The sequence below is a fragment of the Mycobacterium rhizamassiliense genome (assembly GCF_900157375.1).
GTDB classification, from domain to species: Bacteria; Actinomycetota; Actinomycetes; order Mycobacteriales; family Mycobacteriaceae; genus Mycobacterium; species Mycobacterium rhizamassiliense.
Map to the genome: position 1 here is coordinate 5,947,412 of NZ_LT721901.1, position 24,242 is coordinate 5,971,653.

The window sequence follows — 24,242 nt, forward strand, 5'->3', positions numbered from 1 at the left end:
GTGGGTGACAAGTTGGCGAGATACAAGATGTTCTGAATAACAATTCTGAAATTCCCTGGTCGTAAGGCTTGGCGCAACCGTCTCATCGGCGTGTCGCAGGTCACAAATCGCGCCGTTGTGCGTCATGCGCTCCGGTATATCAGCGACCACCGACAACGCCGACGGCGTCGCCGCGGCGACCCACCGCTAGCAGGTGCTAGCACGCCGCTAGCAAAGCCGCCAGGCGCTGCTGGCGGCTTTGGCTATGCGGCTTTCGGATCTGTGCTGGTCGCCGCTCGGGCGGCTTGTCGGATACCGCTAAATCAGCCCACTTCGGCGGCAAGCTTGCCGACCACGTCGCGGACATTTGCCGACAGTTCGGCGTGCTCCGCCGGCGCCTTTCCGTTCAGCGTTTTGAACGGCACGGAGAGCTTGATCGACTCGACCACCCGGGCGCCGGCGATGCCGAAGGACTTGCGGGTGTCGTCGTGCGCCCACACCCCGCCGTACTGGCCGAACGACCCGCCGATGACCGCCAGCGGCTTGCCCTTCAGCGCGCCGTTGCCGAACGGCCGGGACAGCCAGTCGACCGCGTTCTTGACGACCGCCGGGTAGCTGCCGTTGTACTCCGGGGTCACCACCAACGCGGCGTCCGAGTCGGCGGCCGCGGCACGCAGCGCCGCGACCTCGCCTATTGCCGGGGCGTCCGGGTTGGTCGCGTCGTCGATCTCCTCGTTGTAGAAGGGCAGTTCGCCGAGTCCTTCGAACACGGTGACGGCGATGCCGTCGGGAGCCACTTCGGCCGCCAGTTCGGCGATCCTGCGGTTGATCGACGCCGCACGCAGACTCCCCACCAACGCCAACACCTTGATCTCTGCCACTGTCCGGTTCCCTTCGATTTGTTGTCTACATCCTCCCACGCCCAAACCGGACTGTAGTCCGTTTTATTCCGGTCGCGTTAAAGTGCAGTGGTGAGCGGTGTCGAGCGGCCGGGCGAGTTGCCCGTCTCTGCTCCCGAACCCCCGCACGAGCGCGGCGACGCCGCCCGCAACCGCGCACTCCTGTTACAGGCCGCCCGCGAGCTGGTCGGCAAGCGGGGCGCGGACGCGGTCACCATGGACGACATCGCGGCCGAGGCCGGCGTCGGCAAGGGCACCCTGTTCCGCCGCTTCGGCAGCCGGGCCGGCCTGATGATGGTGCTGCTCGACGAGGACGAGCGGAACAGCCAGCAGGCCTTCCTGTTCGGGCCGGCGCCGCTGGGACCGGACGCGCCCCCGCTGGATCGGCTAGTCGCGTTCGGTCGCGAACGGATGTGCTTCGTCCACACCCACCACGCGCTGCTGTCGGCGGCCAAGGGCGATGCGCTGACCCGCCACGCCGGGGCGGCCGCGGTACAGCGCACCCATGTACGGGTGCTGCTGGGCGCGGCGAACACCACCGGAGATCTGGACGTCCAGACCGACGCGCTGCTGGCCCTGCTCGACGTGGATTACGTTGAGCACCAACTCGATTACGGCGGGCACACCCTCGAGAGCCTGGGCGAGGCGTGGGAAAGCTTGGCGCGCAAGCTTTGTGGACGGTGATCGGCGCCCGCCCATGCCCGAACCCGTGCCGACACCGCGTTGGGTCCTCCACGTCGACCTCGACCAGTTCCTGGCCTCGGTCGAACTGCAGCGTCACCCGGAGCTCGTCGGGCTGCCGGTAATCGTCGGCGGCAGTGGCGATCCCACCGAGCCGCGCAAGGTCGTCACATGCGCCTCTTACGAGGCCCGCGGATTCGGGGTGCACGCGGGCATGCCGCTGCGCACCGCCGCACGGCGCTGCCCCCCAGACTCCGGAGTCACGTTCTTGCCCTCGGATCCGGCCGCCTACGACGCGGCATCCGATCGGGTGATGGGCTTGTTGCGCGACTTGGGCCACCCCGTCGAGGTGTGGGGCTGGGACGAGGCCTACGTCGCCGTCGTGGCTACCGACCCACTCGAGGTCGCCGAGCAGATCCGCGCCGTGGTCCTGTCGGAAACCGGGCTGTCGTGTTCGGTCGGCATCAGCGACAACAAACAGCGCGCCAAGGTGGCCACCGGCTTCGCGAAGCCGGCGGGCGTGTTCGCGCTCACCGACGCGAACTGGATGGAACTGATGGGCGGCCGTCCCGTCGACGCGTTGTGGAGCGTGGGTCCCAAGACGGCGAAAAAACTTGCCGCCCTTGGTATTACCACGGTGTGGGAGCTTGCCTACGCCGACGCCGAACTGCTCACGTCCGCGTTCGGCGCCCGCACAGGGCTGTGGCTACTGCTTCTCGCCAAGGGCGGCGGCGACGACACTGTCAGCGCCGAGCCATGGGTGCCGCGCTCGCGAAGCCACGTTGTCACGTTCCCGCAAGACCTCACCGACCGCGCCGAAATGGATTCGGCTGTAACGGCTTTGGCGCGCCAGGCGCTCGATGACGTGGTGGCCTCGGCCCGTATCGTCACCCGGGTGGCGGTGACGGTGCGCACCGCGACGTTCTACACCCGCACCAAGATCCGCAAGCTGGACGCGCCGACCACCGATCCCGACGTCATCATCGCCGCGGCCCTGCGCGTGCTGGATCTTTTCGAGCTGGACCGCCCGGTCCGGTTACTCGGGGTGCGACTCGAGTTGGAGATGCCGGGGTAGCGGGGCCGGGCTAGGCCGCAGCGCCCGCGTGAAGATCAGGTTCACCTGGCGCATCGCCACGCTGTACGGCCACCACGCCAGCCGCTTGAACGCGTACAACGCACGGATGTCCTGCGACGTGTAAATCAGGTACCGGTTCTTTTGCACCCCGGCCAGGATCTTCTCGGCGGCCCGCTCCGGCGACACGGCGTGGCCGCTGAAGCGGTCCACCCACCGGCTGACCTTCGGATCCTCGCGATCGACCCCGGCGATCTCGACGGTGTTGACCAAAGGCGTCTTCACCGCACCCGGCACCACCACCGACACCCCGATGCGGTGTCGGGCCAGGTCGAAGCGCAGCACCTCGGACAGCCCGCGCAGACCGAACTTGCTGGCGCTGTACGCGGCGTGCCAGGGCAGCGCGACCAGCCCGGCCGCCGACGACACGTTGACCACGCGCCCGCCCCGCTTGGCCGCGACCATCGAAGGGACGAACGTCTCGATGACGTGGATGGGTCCCATCAGGTTGATGGCGACCATCCTGTTCCACTGCTCGTGGCTGAGCCGGTCGACGGTGCCCCACGCCGATACTCCGGCGATGTTCATCACGACGTCCATGCTCGGATGGGCGGCGTGGATGTCGTCGGCGAACGCGGCGACCTGTTCGTAGTCGGCGACGTCGAGGGCCCGGTGTTCGGGCACGCGAGCGCCGAGCGCCTGCGCGTCGGCGACCGTCAGCCGCAGCCCGTCGCCGTCGCGATCGGTCAGGAACAGCTCCGCGCCCTGCGCCGCGAGCCGCAATGCGGTTGCCCGGCCGATGCCGCTGGCCGCGCCGGTGACAAGGCACCGCTTCCCCGCGAAATACTGCCCGGATGTCCGTCGCCCCATGGCGGTGACGATACCGGGGGTAACGATGCGGCGACGCCCCCTACTTCGGTCCGCCGCCCCACAGCGAGTTCAGCCACAACTGCTCGAGCAGGCGCACGCGGCGGTCCCCGTCTTCGTCGTCACCGACAAAGACGGGGTCGCCCGTCAGCATCAGGGACGTGGTGCCCACCAGCGTCCGGACCAGCGTCGGGATGTCGTCGCTGATCGGGTGCGCGGTGCCGGCTTCGATCTCGGCCTCGACGACCGCCACGATGTCGCGCAGCACCACCTCGAACTGCTGCTGGAGCATGTCCCGGATCTCGGCATCGGTGTAGCGGGCGGCGTTGCATGCCGTCATCACCGGGTCGTTGTGCGCGTAGACGACGGCGGCGCTGCCCACCATCCGCTTGGCGAATTCCTCCGGCGACTCTCCCGGTTGACGCGGGGCGAAGTATTGGGTGAGTTCCTCGAGCTCCTCGGTCGCCTCGGCCACGATCGCCGCCAACACCGCGTACTTGGAGTCGAAGTAGAAGTAGAAGCCGGACCGAGCGACGCCGGCGCGCTGGCTGATCGAGCTGACTGAAAGCTCGCCGAACGGCTTTTCCTCGAGCAGGTCGCGCACCGCCGACATGATCGCCTGCCGGTGTTTGTCACCGCGCCGCCGCGTGGCCGGCCCGCCGGCGTCGGAGTTCTCGGCGTGGCTGGTCATCCCCCGACCTTGCCCCACGCCGACGTAAAAGCAAACTTGACAGCCGTCAAGTTTGTCACGAAAGATGAAGATCGAGTGACACCTGTCACCTTGTCCGGGTTCGCAAAGGAGCGTTCATGGCCGCGACCATCAGCACCCCGCATTACCTGCTCGACCAGGCGCGTCGCCGGTTGACCCCGTCGATCACCAACTTCCCCGGGATGGGCCTGCTGGAACGCCGGCTGCTGAACACCGAGTTCCCGGAGCGCAAGCTCGCGGACCCGCCGCCGGGCAGCGGACTCAAGCCGGCCATCGGCGACGCGGGCCTGCCGGTGTTCGGGCACATCGTCGAGATGATGCGTGGCGGCCCCGACTACCTGAAGTTCCTTTACGAGACCAGGGGCCCGGTGGTCTTCGGCGACTCGCCGGTGCTCCCCGGCGTCTCCGCGTTGGGCCCGGACGCCGCGCAGGTCATCTACTCCAACCGCAATAAGGACTACTCGCAGCAGGGCTGGGTGCCGGTAATCGGGCCGTTCTTCCACCGCGGCCTGATGCTGCTGGATTTCGAAGAGCACATGTTCCACCGGCGGATCATGCAGGAGGCCTTCGTCCGCTCCCGCCTGGTCAGCTACGTCGGGCAGATGGACCAGGTGGTCTCCAAGACGGTCGCCAACGACTGGGCGGTCAACGATGCGCGGTTCCTGCTCTACCCGGCGATGAAGGAGCTCACCCTCGACATCGCCTCAATGGTATTCATGGGCCACGAGCCGGGCACCGACCGCGAACTGCTGACCAAGGTCAACAGCGCGTTCACCACCACCACGCGCGCGGGCAACGCGATCATCCGCACCCCGGTGCCGCCCTTCACCTGGTGGCGCGGGATCAAGGCGCGCGAGCTGCTGGAGAACTACTTCCGTGAGCGCGTCAAGGAGCAGCGCGCGAACCCCGGCAACGACCTGCTGTCGGTGTTGTGCCAGACCCAGGACGAGGACGGCAACACATTCTCCGACGAAGACATCGTCAACCACATGATCTTCCTGATGATGGCCGCGCACGACACCTCGACGTCGACCGTGACGACCATGGCCTACTACCTGGCGGCCAACCCGGAGTGGCAGCAGCGCTGCCGCGAGGAATCCGACCGCCTCGGCGACGGGCCGCTCGACATCGACTCGCTGGAGAAGCTTGAATCGCTGGACCTGGTGATGAACGAGTCGATCCGGCTGGTGACGCCGGTGCAGTGGGCCATGCGGCAGACGGTGCGCGACACCGACCTGCTCGGCTACTACATCCCCAAGGGCACCAACGTCATCGCGTTCCCGGGCCTGAACCACCGGCTGCCCGAATTGTGGACCGACCCAATGAAATTCGACCCGGAGCGATTCACCGAGCCGCGCAACGAGCACAAGCGGCACCGCTATGCGTTCACCCCGTTCGGCGGCGGCGCCCACAAGTGCATCGGAATGGTGTTCGGGCAACTCGAGATCAAGACCATCCTGCACCGGCTGTTGCGCAAGTACCGGCTGGAGCCGCCCCGCGCGGGCTACAAGTGTGAATGGGACTACGGCGGCATGCCGGTGCCGAAGGACGGCATGCCGATTCTGTTGCGCCCGCTCTGATTTCGGCTAGGCGGTCGCTTGCTCGCCGCCCAGCCGGTTGGCGCAGGCGATCAGCGCGCGCAGTGCCGACTGGGTCGGGTCCGCCGCACAACCCATGGCCCACTCGGCGCGCAAACCGTCGCTGCCGCAGATGAACGTGGCGGTGGCGTCGCTCGATCGCATCTGGTGGAACTTCACCGTCTCGATGGTGATCCCGCGCTCGTGCAGCATGGTCGTGAGCGCGGCGATCGGCCCGCTGGCGGCGGCGGTCGCGGTGCAGAGGTTGTCGCCGATGGCGATCATCGCCCGGAAGTTGCGCGCCTGCGGGCCCAGGCGCGCGGACGACTGCTCGGGATCGGTGCACTGCCAGTGACCGAGGCGCAGGGGCCCGGCGCTGGGCCCATAGGTCGCGACGAAGCTTTCCCAGGACATCGCGTCGGCCTGCTCCCGCAGGCCGCGCGGCAGGTCCGCGCCGAAGTGCTCGCCGAACCACGCGTTGGCCGCACACGACCGCGCGGGAGTGGGCGTGGGCGCGGTGGTGGAATTGGAAAGAGTTTGCGTTTGAGGCACGGTGTCGGTCTTCTCTGCTCAGTAGGAGCGACCGACGGGTAGTAGCTTCCGACCCACAGCGGGGGGTCGGTCTGGATCAGACCCCGCTGCGGGTACTGGCTACTACGGCACTCGCGAGAAGACGCACGAGCGCGACCTTAGACGCCGCGTGCAGGCAGCGCAACTCCGTTTCTTGCCTACCAGGAAGTTCCCAGATCCCCAGAAAACTGACAGGAAGAGTTTTCGGGCCGTTGGTTTACCTGTGTGCAATACGGCTATGCGTCCCCTGGCTAGTTGCACATGCGCCTAGTAGTTATCGATGGACAGAAGGGGCTCAAGACGATGGGCACACACACCAAGAAAACACTGAAGAACACAGCAGCCGCAATTGGCGTCGCAGCGATGGTCCTGTTGCCCACCGGATGCGCGTCGGCCGCGGGTGGCGCCGGCGGCGGTGGCCTAATCGGTGGGAGTAGCGGTGGCGGCGGCCTAGGCGGCGTAGTGGGCGCGGTCACCGGCCTGCTCGGATAGCAGAAACAGCAGGCGGCCCGCCGGGAACTCGGGCTCCCGGCGGGACGCCTACTGTTCTGACATTTCGGCGCCTTTTCTGGGCACAATCAAATTTGCTCGCTTTGCGGTCCCATTCGGTCGGCACGCCCGAGTAATTCACGACTAAGAAATAACCGGCGGCGGGGCGTACCGCTGATCAGCCCCGGGATTGTCACCGGCGCGGGACCCCCGGTCTTTAGACCCAGTCAATTTTGCAAAGGCCAATTCGCCCGAACTTTCAGACTCGTTCGCGTTTGCTTCGCGTGGGGTCCTTCCAGGTTGCGCGAAATAGTTGCACACTAGTCTGACAAAGGCTCGCCGACGAAGGGCACGCCCGATGAACGCACCGAGCAAGAAGTCACTGGCAACAGCGTTCGCAGCGCTCATCGCGCTGCCGCTAGCCACCGGGTGTAGTTACGAGGCCATCCCCGGCGTCATCGGCGGCAGTATCGTCGGCCCGGCGATCGGCGGGGCCTCTGGAGCCGGCGGCGCCGGCGCTGCCGCCGGGGCCGGAGGCGCCGTTGGCACACACGGCGGCGTCATCCGAGGCGGCGTTCCCGCAGGCGCGCCCACGGGCGCGGGCGGCATGCTCCCGGGACTGCCGTAGCCGTCTAGCCGACCGGTCCGGTCGACGTCTTGAGCGGCAGATACGCCTGGATGGTCGTTCCGGTGGACGTGGTGTGCGTACGCACCAGATCCGAGATGGCATGCACCAAGAACAGGCCGCGGCTGGCGGGGCCGGTGGGCCCCGGGTCCAGCAGCCCGACCAGCGGATCTTCCAGGCAGCCGGTGTCGCGCGCCTCGCACACCAGGTGCCCGTCATGCCGCCAGAAGGCGAGCTGGCAGGCCCCCTCGGTGTACATCAGGCTGTTGGTGGCCAGCTCGGTGGCGACCAATTGGAGGTCGTCGATGCCATCCGCCGACAAACCGACCCAGTCGCCGTAGTTGACGGCGAACGACCGGGCCGGGCGTAGGTCCGTGGACTTCCGAACCATGTAGGTGACCGCACCCGGGTTGACGGGCAGCGGTTGATTGCAGTTGGCCAGGATGTCGTGTGGCGCGTACTCCGAACTACGTTGCAGCGCACCGCATTTCCACACCAACGGATGAGTCGCGCGAGCGCCCGCGAGCACCTCGTCTTCCAGCCGGCCCGCGTCGTAGAGACACAACGCCGATAGCTGCCGGCCCTCGAAGGCCCCGTTGACCAGCGCTTCGTGCTGCAGGCACGCCGGCAGTTCGGCCGCGGTGCGACCGGGCCACACAACCTGGCTGACGATGCGCGCGCGTTGGTTGGAGTGTTCCTCGGCGAACGAGCCCTCCATCGCCAGGAACCTGCTCGGGTTGCGGGCCACCTCGGTGATGTCGGCCATCTGCAGGCCGGACGGCAGTGCGCCGCCGGTGCTGCCCAGCGCGTCGCGCAGCAACGCCAAATTCTCGCCGGGGACGGCGACCAGCACCGCCTCGTCCATCGACAGCCCGTCGCCGACGAAGTCGACCACGGAGTCGAGGTATTCCCTTTGCGAGTGGTAGAGGAGCGCGGAATGGACGAAGCCTTGATGCTCGCCTTCCGTGCTCATTTCAGCGCCCCTGCTCTCCGTCACCGATGTCAACTCCCCGCCAGCCCCCTGCCGGACCCGCTATCCGCATTGCCTTTTTCTGTTCCCCCAGTTACCCATCCCCATACCCCGCGAAGGCCTTGCCTATGCAGGGCGAGACATCACAAACCAGACTCGCTTGGGCGGGAAGCGGGCTACAGCCACCACGAGGCAGCCGCGTCCAGGTGGCGACGGACTCGATAGCTGGCCAAACTGTCGTCGCCGACCGCGATCGCCTCCACGATCCGAAGGTGGGCGTGCTCGACGGCCACGGCGTCATTCGGGCTGGGTAGGGCCTGTCCGGTGCTGGTCCAGTGCCGCCGGAACAACTCGACGATGATGCGCAGGAACAGGTCCAGCAGCGCGTTGCCGGCCAGCTGCGCCAGCCCGACGTGGAACCGGAACTCCTCGGTTGTGGCTTTGCGCACATCATCGGCGGTCGGGCAGCCGTCGAGGACGGCTCGGTGCGTCTCCAGAAAGGCCATTACGTCGGATTCGGCGCGCCGCTTGACCACCTTGGCGACGTTGTCGATCTCGATGGCATCCCGGACGCTGCGCAGGTCCTCTCGGCTCGGCTGGCGGTACTGGAGGTAGAGCGCGATCGTGTCGATGCTGGCCTGCGCGTGCGGTTCGGTGACGACCAGGCCACCGCCCGGCCCGCGGCGCATCTGGGCGACCGAGTGGTACTCGAGCAACCGGACCGCTTCGCGCAGCACCGCGCGACTCACCCGGTAGCGCTCCAGCAAAGCCGTCTCGGTGCCGAAGACCGTGCCGACCGGCCAATCGCCGGCCCCGATTTCGTCGCCAATCGTGGCGGCCAGCAGCTCGGCCGATTTGCCCCGGGACGCCTCCACATCGAGCCGCCTGCGGCGCCTGCGGCTCCGGCCGCCGTGACCGGGATGGTGCTGCTGCAACCAGCCGGTCACGGCCTCGACGTGTCGCTCGGACAGCGTCTTGGCCCGCGCGGAATCGCCGGCGGTGACGGCGGCGACGAGCTCGGAGTGGTGCAGGTGCATATGGTCGAGCGCCTCGACGGCCTCGCTGGCCGAGCCGGCTTGCGATTGCAGGGCGTAGCGGGTGGTGAGCCGTATAAGCACGTCGATGAACAGCTGCAGGACCGGGTTCTTGGACTGCTCGGCCAGCGCGATGTGGAATTCGTCGCGCGGCATCGGCGTGCCGGGCCGCCACTGCTCCTGCTCGCGCACCACCGCGCGGAGCCGGTCGATGCCTGCCTCGTCGATCCGCTCCGCGGCAAGGGATGCCGCCAGCGGTTCGAGCACCAGGCGCGCGTTGAGCAGGTCGTCGAGCGTCGTACCCAGGTGCTCGAGATAGATGACGACGGCGCGGGTCGCGGGGCCGGCGTCGGGCTCGCAGACCAGCAGACCGCCGCCCGGTCCGCGGCGCATGCGGGCCACCTGATGGTGTTCGACGAGGCGAACCGCTTCGCGGAGCACCGATCGGCTGACCGAAAACCGTTCTTGCAGAGCGCGTTCGGAGCCCAGCGACGCACCAACGGGCCAGCCGCGGCGAACGATGTCCGCCTCGATCTCGCGTGCGATCGTCGAAGCCAATTTCGTGGGCCGCCCGCTGTCCGGATCGGTGCTCATCTCGGAGTCAACCGGGCCCGCCGTCTCAACACGTGAGCAGCATGCATCCCGCGACCGGTCCACCGCCGACGGAAACCACGCCGACCTCGGGACGCCGCAGCACCTGCCGCTCCCCCGCTTCGCCGCGCAACTGCAGGCAGCCCTCGTGCAGCGCCCAGTAACCGTGCATGCGCCCCGCCGAGAGCTGGCCGCCGTAGGTGTTCAGCGGCAGCACACCGTCGCGCGCGATGCGCGTGCCGCCCTCGACGAACGGGCCTGCGTCGCCGTCGCCGCAGATCCCCAGCGCTTCCAGCCAGGCCATCGTGAGATACGTGAAACCGTCGTACAACTCGGCGACGCCGAGGTCGGCCGGCTTGAGCTCCGTGCGCGACCACATCTGCGCGGTCGCGTCCGACATCGCCATCCTGGGGTAGTCGTCGCGGTGGAACCAGCCGCCGGCGCCGTCGGATCCACCGATCGCTTCGACGTGGACGGGCCGGTGCGGGCAGTCCGGGCCGTAGTCGGCGTGGGAGACCACGACCGCGATCGACCCGTCGATGGGCACGTCGCAGTCCAGCAACCCGAACGGCGTCGACACCAGCCGCGCACTGAGGTAGTCGGCCATCGTCATCGGATCCCGGTACACCGCAAGGGGATTCAGCGCGGCGTTGCGCCGGCCGTTGAGGGCCAGCCAGCCCAGCTGTTCTTTGGTCGTGCCATACAGATCCATGTGCCGGCGGCAATTCAGCGCCAACCAGTTCGCGGCGGAATAAGCCTGCGCCGCAACCAGATCGTTGACGTCATCCATGGCGCCGACGGCCGGCTTCGGCTCGCCCTCGGGGGTCTCGAACATCCGGGCCAGCGGCGGGGCCGGCGCGTTCTCGTCCTGCTTCACCGGGACCGTGCCGCCGAGCATCTGGATGGTCCGGTACACCACCACATGGTGGGCGCGCTTTTCGGCGACCGCGCGGCACGCCGACATGACCGGGCTCAGCAGTCCCCCGGTTCCGAACCCGGCGCCGCAATCGGCCGCCTCGATCTGCAGTTCGGCGTTGACCTCGGCGGCCGGCGTGTCACCCAGCGTCGCGATGCCATCGACGTCGCTGGGCATCAGGCCGGCGTCGGCGATGGCGGTACGCACCGCTTCCATGGTGAGGTCTCGTCCCGGGATCCCGGTGCGCCGGCCGATTCGCGAAATGCCGATGCCGGACAGGATCGCGTCTTTCTCGAAATACGTCATCTGCACCGTCCGAAATCCGTCGCACGCATTGAGACCAATAAAGTGTACTGTATTCGACGTGCCAGCACAGACGTCGCAGCTTCTCATCGAGCATTGCGCTGATTGCGACCGCTGGGTGCATCCCGCGGCGGCGCAGTGCCGCGACTGCGGCAGCCCACTGGTCGCGCGGCCGGTGTCCGGGCAGGGCACGGTGTTCACCTACACGGTCAATCACCACCCGTACAACCCGGAGATCCCGGTCCCCTACGTGATCGCGATCGTGGAGCTCGTGGAACAAAGCGGGCTGCGCGTGGCCGCCAATATCGTTGACTGCGAACCGGATTCCGTGACGTCCGGGATGGCCGTAAGCATCCGGCCGGAAAAGGGCGCCGGCGGGGCGCCGTTATTCGGGCCCGCCGCTAGCTGATCAGCGCTTACGCGCGGTAACCAACAGGTACTCCCACTCCATCGCGGACGACCCGGCCAGGTACCTGTCGCCGAGCGCGGCCAGTTGTGCGTCCAATGCCGCGATCCGGTCGGGCTCGTCGGCGATGCCGCGGTAGGCGGCGATTGTCGGCCCGTAATTCGCTTTGAAGAAGTCGCGGAACATAGCGCCATCGTCGAAGCGGTCGACTCGTAACGCGCAGCGTTGCGTGGTGAATTCGGTGACGCGCTCTCCGAGTAGGGCCCGCACGTGATCGGCGTTGCCCCACAGCGCCGGCGGCTGGACACCCGGCGGCGGCGCCGCCACGTATGGCTTCGTCGTCGCGAACATCTCGCCGATGAATCCCTCTGGCGTCCAGCTGATCAGCCCGATCCGCCCGCCAGGCCGACAGACTCGCACCAACTCGTCGGCCGCACGTTGGTGGTGCGGCGCGAACATCACGCCGACACAGGACAACACCGCGTCGAACTCGTCGCTGTCCCACGGCAGCGCCTCGGCATTGGCTTGCTGCCAGCGCAAACCGATGCCGCGGGCCCGCGCGCTCGCTTCTCCGCGCGCCAGCAGGTCAGGGCAGAGATCGCCGGCAACCACGTCGGCTCCGCGCAGCGCGGCCGGAATGGCCACGTTGCCGGTTCCGGCGGCGACGTCGAGAACACGGTCACCCGTACCGATTCCGCTCGCCGTCACCAGCACCGGGCCAAGCGGTGCCACCACATCGGTCGCCACCGTCGCGTAGTCGCCCAAGGCCCACAGGGCGCGATGCTTGGTTTCCAGGCCGCGATCGGTTTCGGTTGCTGCAGTCATGATGACGCTCCCTTCTGGTCGTTGGACACCATCGTCTGTTCGCCGATGAATCGATTCCAGTGCCAGATCTGAACCGGGTCTAGTTCACAATCTGTACTAGTCAATTGCGCTGCTCGGGCGTCTACTGGACGCAGCGAAATGAGGTGCGGCAATGCCCGAGAAGTCGAAATATGGCCAGTTTTGCCCGGTGGCCAAGGCGGTGGAATTGCTCGATGAACGCTGGACACTGCTCGTGGTGCGCGAGTTGCTACGCGGCAGCGCCCATTTCAACGACCTTCGGCGCGGGGTGCCGAAGATGTCGCCTGCGCTGTTGTCGAAGCGGTTGAAGTCGTTGTGCCGGGCCGGTGTCGTGGAGCGCACCGACAACGACGGTCGCACCTCGTATGCGCTGACAGCGTGCGGCCGGGAACTCGCGCCGGTGATAGACGCGCTCGGCGCGTGGGGACTTCGCTGGATGCCGGAGATGGGCGACGACGAGCTCGATCCGCACCTACTGATGTGGGATATCCATCGCTCGATTCCCATCGACGCGTGGCCGCGGGCGCGCACGGTGGTGGCGTTCCGGCTGAGCGGAGTGGCGACCAAGGCGTCTCGCTGGTGGCTAATGGTGTCCGAAGGAGCCTCGGATGTCTGCGATTTCGACCCTGGCTACGAGGTGGCCGCAACGGTGGACACCAGCCTGCGCACCCTGATCGAACTGTGGCGTGGCGACGTATCGTGGTCGCGGGCCACGCTCAACGGCGCCGTGACCATTCAGGGTGGTGCGGACGTTCGCCGGGCGGTCCCGGAATGGATCGGCCAGTCACGGTTGGCGGCCGTTCCGCGGCCGGCGTGACGCGGGCTAGTTGTGATGTCCAGGGAGGTTGGTCAGTCGGGTGACCGGTGGCTGGCCTCCGAGGGCGGAGTGGGCTCGGTGGTGATTGTAGGAGTGCAGCCAGCCGGGTAGAGCGTCGTTGCGGTGTTCGGTTGATTCGTAGAGTCGGGCGTAGGCCCAGCCGTCGGCAAGAGTGCGGTGGAATCGCTCGACTTTGCCGTTCGTCTGGGGCCGGTAGGCGCGGGTTCGCTTGGCGGTGATGCCCAATTCGGTGCAGGCGTCACGCCAGGCGTAGGACCGGTAGGCCGAGCCGTTGTCGGACAAGACCCTTTCGACGGTGACCCCATGATCGGCAAACCACGCGATGGCACGTCGGAGCACGCCGATGGCGGTGGAGGCTTTTTCATCGGTGCATATTTCGGCGTATGCCACGCGGGAATGATCGTCGATGACGGTGTGTAAGAACGCTATTCCGATTCTGGGTTGATATCGCTTGTTGCGTTCGCCGGTGCGGCGGGCGGTCTGGCGGGCGTTGCGTCTGCTTTGTTGGCGACTCATGAACTTGTGACCCCCACCGTCGGGGATGTTGGCGAACTTGGTGACATCGACATGGATCAATGAACCCGGATAGGCATGCTCGTAGCGGCGCAGCGGTTCGCCGGTGACGCGATCGATGTGCGAGAGCCGGTTGATTCGGCAGCGGGTCAGCACGGCGTGCACGGTCGAGGCCGCCATGCCGAGTTGACCAGCGATCTGAACTGGCCCCAGTCGCTTGCGCCACCGTAGTTTCACGATTCGCCGCATCAGCTGAACATTGGTTTTGGTCGGGCTGCGATGCGGCCTTGAACTGCGGTCGAGCATGCCGGCAGGCCCCTCGGTGCGGTATCGGACGGCCCACTTTTTGGCCGTTCGTTCCGCGACCATGAACATCTTGGCCGCTGCGGCGTAGGTCCAACCCTGCTCGACGACGAGCTGGGCAAGCCTCAAACGGGCGCGCGGGGTCAATGCAGCGTTAACGTGGGACACGAAGGCCTCCTGGTTGGTGAAGCGGTTTCTAGACAGCTCCACTTCACAACCGGAGGCCTTCACCTGTCACACAGGCTCACCGACACCGAACGGGACAACCTCCCTGGACATCACAGCTAGTTGATCAGCGGGTCGCGCGGCATCCCGAGAATCCGCTCGGCGATCTGATTGCGGGTGACCTCCGAGGTGCCGCCGGCGATCGACATGCCGCGCGCACCCATGATCATGCGGCCCGCCATGGCGCCGGGCCCATCGGTCAGCGCGACGTCGGGACCCAGTAGCGCCGCCGAGATCGCGGCCCCGTCCACCATGTGTTCGGCCAGCTTGAGCTTGGTGACGTTGCCTTCCGGACCCGGCCCCGCCCCTTCGATGCTGCGCGCGGCGCGACGCAGGTTCAGCAGCCGCAGCGCGTGGTCGTCGGTCAGGTAGTTACCGACGCGAATCTTGGCTCCCGCCAACCGATCTGAGTGCTGCTGGGCGAGTTCGATCAGCTTGTCCGCCAGTCCCTCGTAGAACGAGCCGCTGCCGCCGATGCTGACGCGCTCGTTGCCGAGCGTCGCGCGGGCCACCGTCCACCCGGTGTTCGGCGCGCCCACGACGTCTTCGTCGGGAACGAACAGGTCGTTGAAGAACACTTCGTTGAAGTCCGAGTCGCCGGTGATCTGGCGCAGCGGCCGGACCTCGACCTCGGGCGCCTTCATGTCGACGATCACCGTGGTGATGCCGCCGTGCTTGGACGCCTCGGGATCGGTGCGCACGGTGGCCAACCCGCGAGCGCAGTAGTGTGCCCCGCTGGTCCACACCTTCTGCCCGTTGATCTTCCAGCCGCCGTCCACCCGGGTGGCGCGGGTCTTCACCGCCGCCGCGTCCGATCCCGCGTCCGGCTCGGAGAACAGCTGGCACCAGATCTCGTCCTTGCGCAGCGCCTTCTCCACGAATCTTTCGATCTGCCACGGTGTTCCGTGCTGGATGAGGGTGAGGATCACCCACCCGGTGATCCCGTAGTCGGGGCGCTTGATGCCGGCCGCCCGGAATTCTTCTTCGATCACCAGCTGCTCCACCGCGTCGGCGGCGCGCCCCCACGGCTTGGGCCAGTGCGGCATGCCGTAGCCGGTTTCGATCAGCTTGTCGCGCTGCGGCTGCTTGTCCAGCGCCGCGATCTCGGCGGCGTCGGCGTGAACCCGGGCACGCAATTCTTCGGCCTCGGGCGGCAGGTCCAGGCTGTTTTCCCGGATCCCACCCGCGGCGGTGCGATCGAAGACGTCGGCCGCCGGCGCGTCGCCGCCGAACAGGGCCGAGGTCACCAAGGATCGGCGCAGATGCAGGTGGGCGTCGTGCTCCCAGGTGAAGCCGATTCCGCCGTGCACCTGGATGTTGAGTTCGGAATTGCGCGCATACGCCGAGAAGGCCAGCGCCGCAGCGACTCCGGCGACCAGGCGGAACTGCTCCTCGTCTTCGGAGGCCGCGCGCGAGGCGTCCCACACCGCGGCTGTCGCCGACTCCGACGCCACCAGCATGTTGGCGCAATGATGCTTCACGGCTTGGAAAGTGGCGATGGTGCGGCCGAATTGCTGGCGCACCTTTGCGTATTCGACGGCGGCCTCGACGCAGTCCGTTGCCCCGCCCACCGCCTCGGCGGCCAGCAGCGTCCGGGCCCGGGCCAGCGCCGAGGACCGCGCCCCCGGCACAATGTCGTCGGAACTGACGCTGACGTTCTCGAGACGGACGCGTCCGGAACGACGGGTCGGGTCCAGGTTTCCTGGCACCTCGACCGACACCCCGGCGCGGTCACGTTCCAGCAGCAGCAGGTCATCGCCGGCGGCGACCAGCAGCAGCTCGGCAAGCCCGGCGCCCAGCACAATTCCGGCGTCGCCGCTGGCTGTCAGACCGTCCGAGCCGTCGCTGACCTTCACCTGGCCGTCCAGCCCGACGCCCGCGGTGACGGTTCCATCGATCAGGCCGGGCAGCAGCCGCGACTTCTGTTCGCCCACACCGTCTTTAGCGATGACAGCCGAGGCGATCACCGTCGGGACGAACGGCCCGGGTGCCACCGCGCGGCCGAGTTCCTCGACCACCACGACGAGTTCGGGCAGCCCGAAGCCGGAGCCGCCGTGCTCCTCGTCGACGTGCAGTCCGAGCCAGCCGAGTTCGACGATGTCGGGCCAGAAGGTGGGCCGACCCTCTTCCGGGCTGTCCAGCAGCGATCGCGCCGCCGCGCGGGCTTTCTGGGAAGTCAGGAAGGCGCGGGCTACTTCGGCGAGCTCGCGGTGATCGTCGGTCAGTGCGATACCCATGACGGCCTCCTCGCGGCGGTTTGGCCCCCCGCGTCGCGAAGAAGCGCGGTCGGGGTGGTTAGCCTGCCCCGCTCCGAGGGGGAGCGGGGCGGCTGCCTAAAGAGTGTACTTAATGCCGCGAGCGCACTTTCGGGGGTGCCTACTTGGGCGCGAACCGCTGTCCGGCGTCCAGCCGCAGGCACTGGCCGTTGAGCATCGGGTTGTCCACGATCGCGGCCGCCAGCTTGGCGTACTCCTCGGGCCGGCCGAGCCGCTTCGGGAAGGCCGCGTCCTTGGTCAGCTGCGTCGCGAATTCGTCCGGGATGCCCTTGGTCAGGCCCGTCGCGAACAGGCTCGGGGCGATGCCCAGCACCCGGATGCCGACGGAGCCCAGGTCGCGGGCCATCGTCAGGCACATGCCGGCGATTCCCGCCTTGGCCGCGGTGTAGGCGACCTGCCCGATCTGGCCTTCGAAGGCCGCGATCGAGGCGGTGTTGATGATGACGCCGCGCTCCCCGGTCTCGGGGTCTTCCGGCTCGTTCTTGGCCATGTGCGCGGCCGCCAGCCGGCTGATGTTGAAGGTGGCGATCAGGTTGAGGTCGATCACGGACTGGAAGGCCGCCAGGTCGTGCGGGCCCGTCTTGGTCAGCGTCCGCTGCGCGATGCCGCCGCCGGCGGTGGTGATGATGACGTGCAGACCACCGAGCTTGTCGACCGCGGCCTGCAGCGTCTGCTCGGTGCCTGCGTAGTCCGTGACGTCAACCGGGTAGAACGTGCCGCCGATACCCTCTGCAACGTCCTTGCCGTCGGAACCCTCGCGATCGAGCACCGCGACGTCGGCGCCGCGTTCGTGCAGCAGCTCGGCGCTGGCCCGACCCATCCCCGACGCGCCGCCGATCACGACGACCTTCTTCCCGTTGATCTCCATCCGGACCTCCTTGTCAGAATCCCTGTGAACTGTAACGTTACGTAGGCACGCTAGCGGGTCCGTTTCCAGAGCTTGTCACCGAGCCATGCCAAGCTCGAAACCGTGCTCCTTCTCGACGTGGCAAACACGTCGCTCACCGTCCGCGATACCTCGTCGCGCCTGACCAAGGTCGCCCACATCGGCGAGCTGTTGGGCCGCGCCGCCCCCGAGCCGGAAGCGGTGGCCACCGTTGTGTCGTGGCTCTCCGGCGAGCTGCGGCAACGCCAGATCGGGGTCGGCTGGGCGTCGTTGCGGTCGCGGCCATCGCCTGCGGCGCAGCCGACGCTGACGGTCGCCGGTGTCGACGCCACCTTCTCCGAGATCGGCGCCGTATCGGGCAAGGGATCCCAAGCCCGCCGTGCCGAGCTCGTCTCCGGGCTGTTCGCCCGGTCCACCGACACCGAGCAGACATTCCTCCTGGGGCTGCTCGGCGGCGAGCTGCGGCAGGGGGCGCTGGCCGGGATCATGGCCGACGCGGTCGCCAAGGCCGCTGACATCCCGGCCGCCGCGGTTCAGCGCGCGGCGATGCTCGGCGGCGACCTGCCCGCGGTGGCCGCGGCCGCCCTGTCCGGTGGAGCGGTCGCGCTGCAGGCGTTCACCCTGCGGGTGGGCCGACCGGTCGGCCCGATGCTGGCCCAGACGGCGAGCAGTGTGGCGGAGGCGCTCGAAAAGCACGGCGGCACCGCGATTTTCGAGGCGAAGCTGGACGGCGCGCGGGTGCAGATCCATCGGGCCGGCGACGAGGTCACGGTCTACACCCGCAGCCTCGACGATGTCACCGCCCGGCTGCCCGAGGTGGTGGAGGCGACGCTGGCGCTGCCAGTGCACACCCTCATCGCCGACGGCGAGGCCATCGCCCTGCGGCCCGACAACAGGCCGCATCGATTCCAGGTCACCGCGTCGCGGTTCGGCCGATCGGTCGACGTGGCCGCGGCCCGTGCGGCACAGCCACTTTCGGTGTTCTTCTTCGACGTCCTGCACCGCGACGGCGTCGACCTGATCGACGAGCCGGCCAGCGACCGGCTGGCCGCCCTGGACGACTTGGCGCCGCCATCCCAGCGCGTCAACCGGCTGCTCACCTCCGACGCCGACGCCGCGTCGGGCTTCCTCGATGCGACGCTGGACGCCGGCCACGAGGGGGTGATGGCCAAGGCGCCCGCCGCGCCCTACCTCGCGGGCCGCCGCGGCGCCAGCTGGCTGAAGGTCAAGCCCGTGCACACGCTCGACCTGGTGGTGCTGGCCGTGGAGTGGGGCTCGGGGCGACGGCGCGGGAAGCTGTCCAACATTCATCTGGGCGCCCGCGACCCGGCCAGCGGCGAATTCGTCATGGTGGGAAAGACTTTCAAGGGCATGACCGACGCCATGCTTCAGTGGCAGACGGCACGCTTCAGCGAACTCGCGGTCGGCGGCACGGACGGCCAAGTCGTGCACCTGCGCCCCGAGCAGGTCGTCGAAATCGCGCTCGACGGTGTGCAGAAATCGACGCGCTACCCGGGCGGTGTGGCACTGCGGTTTGCCCGGGTGTTGCGCTACCGCGACGACAAGGGCCCGGCCGAGGCCGACACCATCGACAACGTGCGTTCGCTGTACTGATTGAGCCCGGCGGAAAACCCCTCGTCGTCGTAGGGTTTGTCCGTGACTGTGCACGACAAGGACGTCAGCTACATCCGCACCGACGACAGCCTGCCGCCCGTCGCGATCATCGACCGCTCCCCCATCACCGTGTCGCACAAGATCTTCTTCGGGATCATCGCGGTGCTCGGTGCGATCGCCTGGGCGATCGTCGCGTTCGCCCGGGGCGAGCCCGTGAACGCGGTGTGGTTGGTGGTCGCGGCGGTCTGCACGTACATCATCGGATTGCGGTTCTACGCCCGCTTGGTCGAGGCCAAGATCGTCCGCCCGCGCGACGACCACGCCACGCCCGCCGAGGTTCTCGACGACGGCACCGATTACGTGCCGACCGACCGCCGGGTAGTGTTCGGCCACCATTTCGCCGCCATCGCCGGAGCCGGCCCACTTGTCGGACCGGTCCTCGCCACCCAGATGGGCTACCTGCCCTGCAGCATCTGGATCGTCATCGGCGCCGTGCTCGGCGGATGTGTGCAGGACTACCTGGTGTTGTGGATCTCAACCCGGCGACGGGGCCGCTCGCTGGGCCAGATGGCGCGCGACGAGCTCGGCACCACCGGCGGGGCCGCCGCGCTGGTGGGCGTCCTCGTCATCATGCTGATCCTGATCGCCGTGCTGGCAATGATCGTGGTGAAGGCGCTGGCCGAAAGCCCGTGGGGGGTGTTCTCCATCGCCATGACCATCCCGATCGCGCTGTTCATGGGCTGCTACCTACGATTCATCCGCCCCGGACGGGTCGGGGAGGTATCCGCGATCGGCGCCGTCCTATTGCTCGTCGCCGTCGCCTCTGGTGATTGGGTCGCCGAAACATCCTGGGGCGCATCATGGTTCACCCTGTCGCAGGTGGCGTTGTCGTGGTTGATCATCGGGTACGGCTTCGCGGCGTCGGTGCTGCCGGTGTGGCTGCTGCTCGCGCCTCGCGACTACCTGTCGACGTTCATGAAGGTCGGCACGATCGCCCTGCTGGCGATCGGCATCTGCATCGCGCATCCGGCCTTACAGGCGCCCGCGCTCTCGCAGTTCGCCACCCGGGGCAACGGACCCGTGTTCGCCGGCTCACTGTTCCCGTTCCTGTTCATCACCATCGCCTGCGGCGCGCTGTCCGGCTTCCACTCGCTCGTCTCATCGGGTACCACCCCGAAGATGCTGGAGAAGGAAAGCCAGATGCGGATGATCGGCTACGGCGGCATGATCACCGAATCGTTCGTCGCGATCATGGCGCTGATCACCGCGGCGATCATCGACCAGCACCTGTACTTCGCCATCAACGCCCCGGCCGTGCAGACCGGCGGTACCGCCGCCACCGCCGCCGACTATGTCAACGGCCTCGGCCTGCCCGGCGCCCGGGCGACGGCCGACCAGATCAGCCAGGCGGCCAAAGGCGTCGGTGAGCACACCATCGTGTCGCGCACCGGCGGGGCACCGACACTGGCGTTCGGAATGGCCGACGTATTGCAAAGCGTATTCGGCGGTACCAGCCTCAAGGCGTTCTGGTATCACTTCGCGATCATGTTCGAGGCGCTGTTCATCCTGACCACCGTCGACGCCGGCACCCGGGTCGCGCGATTCATGCTCTCCGACGGGCTGGGCAACCTCGGCGGCCCGCTGGCCAAGCTGAGGAATCCGAGCTGGCGCCCCGGCGCCTGGCTGTGCAGCCTGGCGGTCGTCGGCGGGTGGGGCGGCGTCCTGCTGATGGGCGTCACCGACCCGCTCGGCGGGATCAACACGCTCTTCCCGCTGTTCGGTATCGCCAACCAGCTGCTCGCGGCGATCGCGCTCACCGTCGTCACCGTGGTGGTCATCAAGAAGGGCCTGCTCCAGTGGGCGTGGATCCCGGGGCTCCCGCTGGCGTGGGACCTCGTCGTCACGCTGACGGCGTCGTGGCAGAAGATCTTCTCCGCGGACCCGGCCGTCGGTTACTGGACGCAGCACCACAACTACCTGGCGGCGAAGAACGCGGGCAAGACGGCATTCGGTGCGGCGCGCAACGCCCATCAGCTCGATGAGGTCATCAGGAACACCTGGATCCAGGGCACCCTGTCGATCCTCTTCGCGCTGGTTGTGGTCATCGTTCTGGTCGCCGGAATTGGGGTCGCGCTCAGGGCAATTCGCGGCATCGACAAGCCGCCGCTGTCCGAGGACGACCCGGTGCCGTCGAAACGGTTCGCGCCGTCGGGGCTGATCCCCACCGCCACCGAGCGCGACGTGCAGCGGCAGTGGGACGGCGCGCCGGAAAAACCGGTCGTGCCGAAGTAGGCCGCACCCTCCTAAGATTGTGCGGAATGAGAGTCGGCATCGACTTCGGCACCACGCACACTGTCGTCGCACTGGTCGACCGGGGTAATTACCCGGTCGTCTCCTTTGATGGGCTCGACGCGTGGCCCTCCCTGATCGCCGCCAACGCCGCAGGCGAGTTGCGCTTCGGCGCGGACGCCGCCGCCGTGCGCCACGAGCCGGGATGGTCGGTGCTGCGGTCGATCAAACGCCTGCTGAACGAGGCCGGCCCGCAGACCGAGGTGAGCCTGGCCGGGCGCAGTTACCGGCTGACCGAACTGCTCACCGGATTTCTGGGCGCGCTCAAAGACGATCTGCATCATCGCTCCAACGCCTGCCTCGCGCCCGGGGAAGCCATCGAGGCGGCGGTCAGCGTGCCCGCCAACGCGTCGAGCGCGCAACGGCTGCTGACGCTGGATGCCTTCGTGGCGGCGGGTTTTCACGTCGTCGCGCTGCTGAACGAGCCGTCGGCCGCCAGCCTCGAATACGCCCACCGATACCGCTCCACGATCACCGCCAAACGCGAGTACGTCCTCATCTACGACCTGGGCGGCGGCACGTTCGACGCTTCACTGCTCAAGATGACCGGGCACGCCAACGACGTCGTCCTCAGCGAGGGCATCCAACGCCTTGGCGGCGACGATTTCGACGAGGCCATCCTGCGGCTGGTCCTCGCCGAGTCGCAGCTGACGGACGTCGACCCCGCCACGCGCGACCTGCTGCGCGAGGAGTGCGCCGCGCGCAAGGAGGCCGTCGGGCCGCAGACCCGCCGCTTCCTGGTGGACATGTCCGCGGTCGACCGCCCGCCCTTCGCCTGCGGCATCGACGACGTGTATTCGGTGTGCGCGCCCCTGGTGGACCCCACCGTCGCGCTGCTCGACCGCGTCCTGCGCGACCCGGCCCGGGACGGCCGCGACATCGCGTGGTCGGAGGTCGCGGGAATCTATGTCGTCGGCGGGGCCGGCGGCTTCCCGCTGGTGTCGCGGACGCTGCGCACGACGTTCGGCGACAAGCGCGTCAAACGTTCACCGCACCCGTTCGCCGCCAGCGCGATCGGGCTCGCCGTCTTCCTGGACTCGGAGGCGGGTTTCGAGCTGTCCGAACGCTTTTCGCGGCACTTCGGCGTTTTCCGCGAGGCGCAGGCCGGCGCCGACGTCGTCTTCGATCCGATCGTGCGCAAGGACGCCGAACTGCCCACCGACGGCCGCACCCCGCTGGTCGTGCGGCGCCGTTACCGCGCCGCGCACAACATCGGCCACTTCCGCTTCGTCGAGTGCAGCCGGCTGGTCAACGGCCGGCCCGACGGTGACGTGACGCCGTACGACCCGGTCCTGTTCCCGTTCGACCCGGCGCTCTACGACCGGGACGACCTCGGCCGCCAGCCGGTCGGCCGGTGGAAGGACGGGCCCGACGTCGAGGAGCGTTACGTCGTCGCGCCCAGCGGCGCCGTCGAGGTGACCCTCACGACGGAGCCCGGCGGTTTCATGCGCACCTTCCGGCTGGAGCGGTGCGCCGCCGCGCGCTGAGGCGGTAGCGAACGGCCCCGGATCGACCTTAAAGGTGATGGGATTCTGCACGCCGGATCAATACCGCGAATTCATGGAGCAGGCAACGCTTTTCGAACGAATGCTGGTCGATAGCGGGATAACGCTCACCAAGCTGTGGTTCTCGGTGTCCCCCGCCGAACAACGCACGCGCCCTGGATCGTGGTACGAAGCAACGACAAAAAGCGGGCCCGGATTAACTCCATGCGTTACGTGCTCGCACAATCGGAGTACGAGGACAAGGACCATGACGTGGTGGGCGAGCCCGATCCGTTGATCGTCGGGGCGCCCTGACCGATTGAATCCGGCAATAGAAAGTAGGGCGCGCATGTCTACCTGGCTCATCACCGGCTGCTCAACGGGTTTGGGACGGGCACTCGCCGAAGCGGTCATCGCCTCCGGCGACAACGCCGTCGTCACCGCGCGCGACGCGGCGAACGTGCAGGCCCTGGCCGACACGGCACCCGAACGCGTGCTGGCCGCGGCCCTCGACGTCACCGATTCCGCCCAGGTCGCTGCGGCCGTGCGGCAGGCCGACGAGCGCTTCGGCGGCATCGACGTGCTGGTCAACAACGCCGGCTACGGGTATCGCGCCGCGGTCGAAGAGGGCGACGACGCCGAGGTGCGCACCCTGTTCGACACGCACTTCTTCGGCACCGTCGCCATGATCAAGGCCGTGCTGCCGGGTATGCGGGCTCGCCGCAGCGGCGCGATCGTGAACATCTCCTCGATCGGCGCGACGCTGACTCCGGTCGGATCCGGCTACTACTCGGCCGCCAAGGCGGCCATCGAAGGCGTCAGCGGGGCGCTGCGCGGCGAGCTTGCGCCGCTGGGCATCTCGGTCACGACCGTCGAGCCCGGCGCCTTTCGCACCGACTTCGCCGGGCGTTCGCTGGTGCAATCGGCCACCGTGATCGACGACTACGCCGATACCGCCGGCAAGCGCCGCAAAGAAAACGACACCATGCACGGCAACCAGGCAGGCGACCCCGCCAAGGCCGCCACCGCAATTATCGAGGCCGTTAAATCCCCTGAGCCCCCGGCCTTTCTGCTCCTCGGCCCCGACGCCCTGGCGCTCTATCGCTACAGCGCGCAGGCCCGCGCGGCCGAGATCGAGAAATGGGAAAAGCTCACCAGCGGAACCGATTTCGAATCCTAACTCAGAACCGACTCTTATCGGGCATTTGCGAAATTATCACTGT

20 protein-coding genes and 1 pseudogene are annotated in these 24,242 nt (G+C 67.8%); 10 read left to right on the forward strand and 11 right to left on the reverse strand.

Annotation, left to right across the window (positions count from 1 at the left end; translation table 11 throughout):
- Nucleotides 1-302 precede the first annotated feature (302 nt).
- Nucleotides 303-878, reverse strand: coding sequence for an NAD(P)H-dependent oxidoreductase (locus MRAB57_RS28065; protein ID WP_425436831.1), 576 nt, complete (start codon nucleotides 876-878; stop codon nucleotides 303-305).
- A 72-nt stretch (nucleotides 879-950) separates the two neighbouring features.
- Between MRAB57_RS28065 and MRAB57_RS28070 the strand changes: the two genes are divergently transcribed.
- Together MRAB57_RS28070 and MRAB57_RS28075 are read left to right on the forward strand one after the other, a co-directional pair.
- Nucleotides 951-1,562: a TetR/AcrR family transcriptional regulator gene (locus MRAB57_RS28070; protein ID WP_077090936.1), complete on the forward strand. Its 612-nt coding sequence runs from the start codon at nucleotides 951-953 to the stop codon at nucleotides 1,560-1,562.
- Nucleotides 1,563-1,575: 13 nt separating this feature from the next.
- Nucleotides 1,576-2,634, forward strand: coding sequence for a DNA polymerase IV (locus MRAB57_RS28075; RefSeq protein ID WP_077090236.1), 1,059 nt, complete (start codon nucleotides 1,576-1,578; stop codon nucleotides 2,632-2,634).
- Here MRAB57_RS28075 and MRAB57_RS28080 read toward each other — a convergent pair.
- Both MRAB57_RS28080 and MRAB57_RS28085 read right to left on the reverse strand, forming a co-directional pair.
- Nucleotides 2,596-3,501, reverse strand: coding sequence for an SDR family oxidoreductase (locus MRAB57_RS28080; protein ID WP_077090237.1), 906 nt, complete (start codon nucleotides 3,499-3,501; stop codon nucleotides 2,596-2,598). The genes MRAB57_RS28075 and MRAB57_RS28080 overlap by 39 nt on opposite strands.
- Before the next feature lie 40 nt (nucleotides 3,502-3,541).
- On the reverse strand, nucleotides 3,542-4,189 hold the full coding sequence (locus tag MRAB57_RS28085; RefSeq protein ID WP_077090238.1) for a TetR/AcrR family transcriptional regulator: 648 nt from the start codon (nucleotides 4,187-4,189) through the stop codon (nucleotides 3,542-3,544).
- 116 nt (nucleotides 4,190-4,305) lie between these two features.
- On the opposite strand from MRAB57_RS28085, the gene MRAB57_RS28090 reads away from it, so the two are divergent.
- Complete coding sequence (locus tag MRAB57_RS28090; RefSeq protein ID WP_077090239.1) at nucleotides 4,306-5,787, forward strand: cytochrome P450; 1,482 nt, start codon at nucleotides 4,306-4,308, stop codon at nucleotides 5,785-5,787.
- Between the two features lie 6 nt (nucleotides 5,788-5,793).
- On the opposite strand, the gene MRAB57_RS28095 is transcribed toward MRAB57_RS28090, so the two are convergent.
- The 4 genes from MRAB57_RS28095 to MRAB57_RS28120 all read right to left on the reverse strand — a co-directional run bounded on the left by MRAB57_RS28095 (nucleotide 5,794) and on the right by MRAB57_RS28120 (nucleotide 11,285).
- Nucleotides 5,794-6,336, reverse strand: coding sequence for a 2-isopropylmalate synthase (locus MRAB57_RS28095; protein ID WP_077090240.1), 543 nt, complete (start codon nucleotides 6,334-6,336; stop codon nucleotides 5,794-5,796).
- Nucleotides 6,337-7,475: 1,139 nt separating this feature from the next.
- Nucleotides 7,476-8,465, reverse strand: coding sequence for a sensor histidine kinase (locus MRAB57_RS28110; RefSeq protein ID WP_077090243.1), 990 nt, complete (start codon nucleotides 8,463-8,465; stop codon nucleotides 7,476-7,478).
- Nucleotides 8,466-8,614: 149 nt separating this feature from the next.
- On the reverse strand, nucleotides 8,615-10,066 hold the full coding sequence (locus tag MRAB57_RS28115; protein ID WP_077090244.1) for a FadR/GntR family transcriptional regulator: 1,452 nt from the start codon (nucleotides 10,064-10,066) through the stop codon (nucleotides 8,615-8,617).
- Nucleotides 10,067-10,091: 25 nt separating this feature from the next.
- Nucleotides 10,092-11,285, reverse strand: coding sequence for a thiolase family protein (locus MRAB57_RS28120; RefSeq protein ID WP_077090937.1), 1,194 nt, complete (start codon nucleotides 11,283-11,285; stop codon nucleotides 10,092-10,094).
- A gap of 58 nt (nucleotides 11,286-11,343) precedes the next feature.
- On the opposite strand from MRAB57_RS28120, the gene MRAB57_RS28125 reads away from it, so the two are divergent.
- Nucleotides 11,344-11,691 carry a Zn-ribbon domain-containing OB-fold protein gene (locus tag MRAB57_RS28125; RefSeq protein ID WP_077090245.1) on the forward strand — a complete coding sequence of 116 codons (348 nt, stop codon included), beginning with the start codon at nucleotides 11,344-11,346 and terminating at the stop codon, nucleotides 11,689-11,691.
- On the opposite strand, the gene MRAB57_RS28130 is transcribed toward MRAB57_RS28125, so the two are convergent.
- Nucleotides 11,692-12,513 (reverse strand): class I SAM-dependent methyltransferase, encoded by an 822-nt coding sequence (locus MRAB57_RS28130; RefSeq protein WP_077090246.1) that lies wholly within the window; start codon nucleotides 12,511-12,513, stop codon nucleotides 11,692-11,694.
- 151 nt (nucleotides 12,514-12,664) lie between these two features.
- Here MRAB57_RS28130 and MRAB57_RS28135 point away from each other — a divergent pair, with 151 nt between their 5' ends.
- Nucleotides 12,665-13,348 carry a winged helix-turn-helix transcriptional regulator gene (locus MRAB57_RS28135; protein ID WP_077090247.1) on the forward strand — a complete coding sequence of 228 codons (684 nt, stop codon included), beginning with the start codon at nucleotides 12,665-12,667 and terminating at the stop codon, nucleotides 13,346-13,348.
- A gap of 6 nt (nucleotides 13,349-13,354) precedes the next feature.
- On the opposite strand, the gene MRAB57_RS28140 is transcribed toward MRAB57_RS28135, so the two are convergent.
- The 3 genes from MRAB57_RS28140 to MRAB57_RS28150 all read right to left on the reverse strand — a co-directional run bounded on the left by MRAB57_RS28140 (nucleotide 13,355) and on the right by MRAB57_RS28150 (nucleotide 17,554).
- Entirely contained in the window at nucleotides 13,355-14,353 is a 999-nt protein-coding gene (locus MRAB57_RS28140) for an IS481 family transposase (protein WP_108638060.1), read from the reverse strand.
- A gap of 116 nt (nucleotides 14,354-14,469) precedes the next feature.
- Nucleotides 14,470-16,647 carry an acyl-CoA dehydrogenase family protein gene (locus MRAB57_RS28145; RefSeq protein WP_077090248.1) on the reverse strand — a complete coding sequence of 726 codons (2,178 nt, stop codon included), beginning with the start codon at nucleotides 16,645-16,647 and terminating at the stop codon, nucleotides 14,470-14,472.
- A gap of 139 nt (nucleotides 16,648-16,786) precedes the next feature.
- Nucleotides 16,787-17,554, reverse strand: coding sequence for an SDR family NAD(P)-dependent oxidoreductase (locus tag MRAB57_RS28150; RefSeq protein WP_077090249.1), 768 nt, complete (start codon nucleotides 17,552-17,554; stop codon nucleotides 16,787-16,789).
- Between the two features lie 102 nt (nucleotides 17,555-17,656).
- Between MRAB57_RS28150 and MRAB57_RS28155 the strand changes: the two genes are divergently transcribed.
- From MRAB57_RS28155 to MRAB57_RS28175, 5 genes and pseudogenes are all read left to right on the forward strand, one after another.
- A complete protein-coding gene (locus MRAB57_RS28155; protein ID WP_077090938.1) occupies nucleotides 17,657-19,186 on the forward strand; it encodes an ATP-dependent DNA ligase in 1,530 nt (509 codons plus the stop codon).
- Nucleotides 19,187-19,222: 36 nt separating this feature from the next.
- Nucleotides 19,223-21,478 (forward strand): carbon starvation CstA family protein, encoded by a 2,256-nt coding sequence (locus tag MRAB57_RS28160; protein ID WP_077090250.1) that lies wholly within the window; start codon nucleotides 19,223-19,225, stop codon nucleotides 21,476-21,478.
- A gap of 26 nt (nucleotides 21,479-21,504) precedes the next feature.
- Nucleotides 21,505-23,022: an Hsp70 family protein gene (locus MRAB57_RS28165; protein WP_077090251.1), complete on the forward strand. Its 1,518-nt coding sequence runs from the start codon at nucleotides 21,505-21,507 to the stop codon at nucleotides 23,020-23,022.
- Between the two features lie 31 nt (nucleotides 23,023-23,053).
- Nucleotides 23,054-23,334, forward strand: a pseudogene (locus tag MRAB57_RS28170) (polyphosphate kinase 2 family protein); the annotation flags it as partial.
- 34 nt (nucleotides 23,335-23,368) lie between these two features.
- Nucleotides 23,369-24,199: an oxidoreductase gene (locus MRAB57_RS28175; protein ID WP_077090252.1), complete on the forward strand. Its 831-nt coding sequence runs from the start codon at nucleotides 23,369-23,371 to the stop codon at nucleotides 24,197-24,199.
- The last annotated feature ends 43 nt before the right edge of the window (nucleotides 24,200-24,242 follow it).

Excerpts from the sequence above, each read along its gene's own strand:
- MRAB57_RS28120 (WP_077090937.1), bottom strand. The coding sequence starts at position 11,285 with ATGACGTATTTCGAGAAAGACGCGATCCTGTCCGGCATCGGCATTTCG.
- MRAB57_RS28115 (WP_077090244.1), bottom strand. The coding sequence starts at position 10,066 with ATGAGCACCGATCCGGACAGCGGGCGGCCCACGAAATTGGCTTCGACG.
- MRAB57_RS28075 (WP_077090236.1), top strand. The coding sequence starts at position 1,576 with ATGCCCGAACCCGTGCCGACACCGCGTTGGGTCCTCCACGTCGACCTC.
- MRAB57_RS28130 (WP_077090246.1), bottom strand. The coding sequence starts at position 12,513 with ATGACTGCAGCAACCGAAACCGATCGCGGCCTGGAAACCAAGCATCGC.
- MRAB57_RS28165 (WP_077090251.1), top strand. The coding sequence starts at position 21,505 with ATGAGAGTCGGCATCGACTTCGGCACCACGCACACTGTCGTCGCACTG.
- MRAB57_RS28145 (WP_077090248.1), bottom strand. The coding sequence starts at position 16,647 with ATGGGTATCGCACTGACCGACGATCACCGCGAGCTCGCCGAAGTAGCC.
- MRAB57_RS28175 (WP_077090252.1), top strand. The coding sequence starts at position 23,369 with ATGTCTACCTGGCTCATCACCGGCTGCTCAACGGGTTTGGGACGGGCA.
- MRAB57_RS28135 (WP_077090247.1), top strand. The coding sequence starts at position 12,665 with ATGCCCGAGAAGTCGAAATATGGCCAGTTTTGCCCGGTGGCCAAGGCG.
- MRAB57_RS28150 (WP_077090249.1), bottom strand. The coding sequence starts at position 17,554 with ATGGAGATCAACGGGAAGAAGGTCGTCGTGATCGGCGGCGCGTCGGGG.
- MRAB57_RS28080 (WP_077090237.1), bottom strand. The coding sequence starts at position 3,501 with ATGGGGCGACGGACATCCGGGCAGTATTTCGCGGGGAAGCGGTGCCTT.
- MRAB57_RS28085 (WP_077090238.1), bottom strand. The coding sequence starts at position 4,189 with ATGACCAGCCACGCCGAGAACTCCGACGCCGGCGGGCCGGCCACGCGG.
- MRAB57_RS28090 (WP_077090239.1), top strand. The coding sequence starts at position 4,306 with ATGGCCGCGACCATCAGCACCCCGCATTACCTGCTCGACCAGGCGCGT.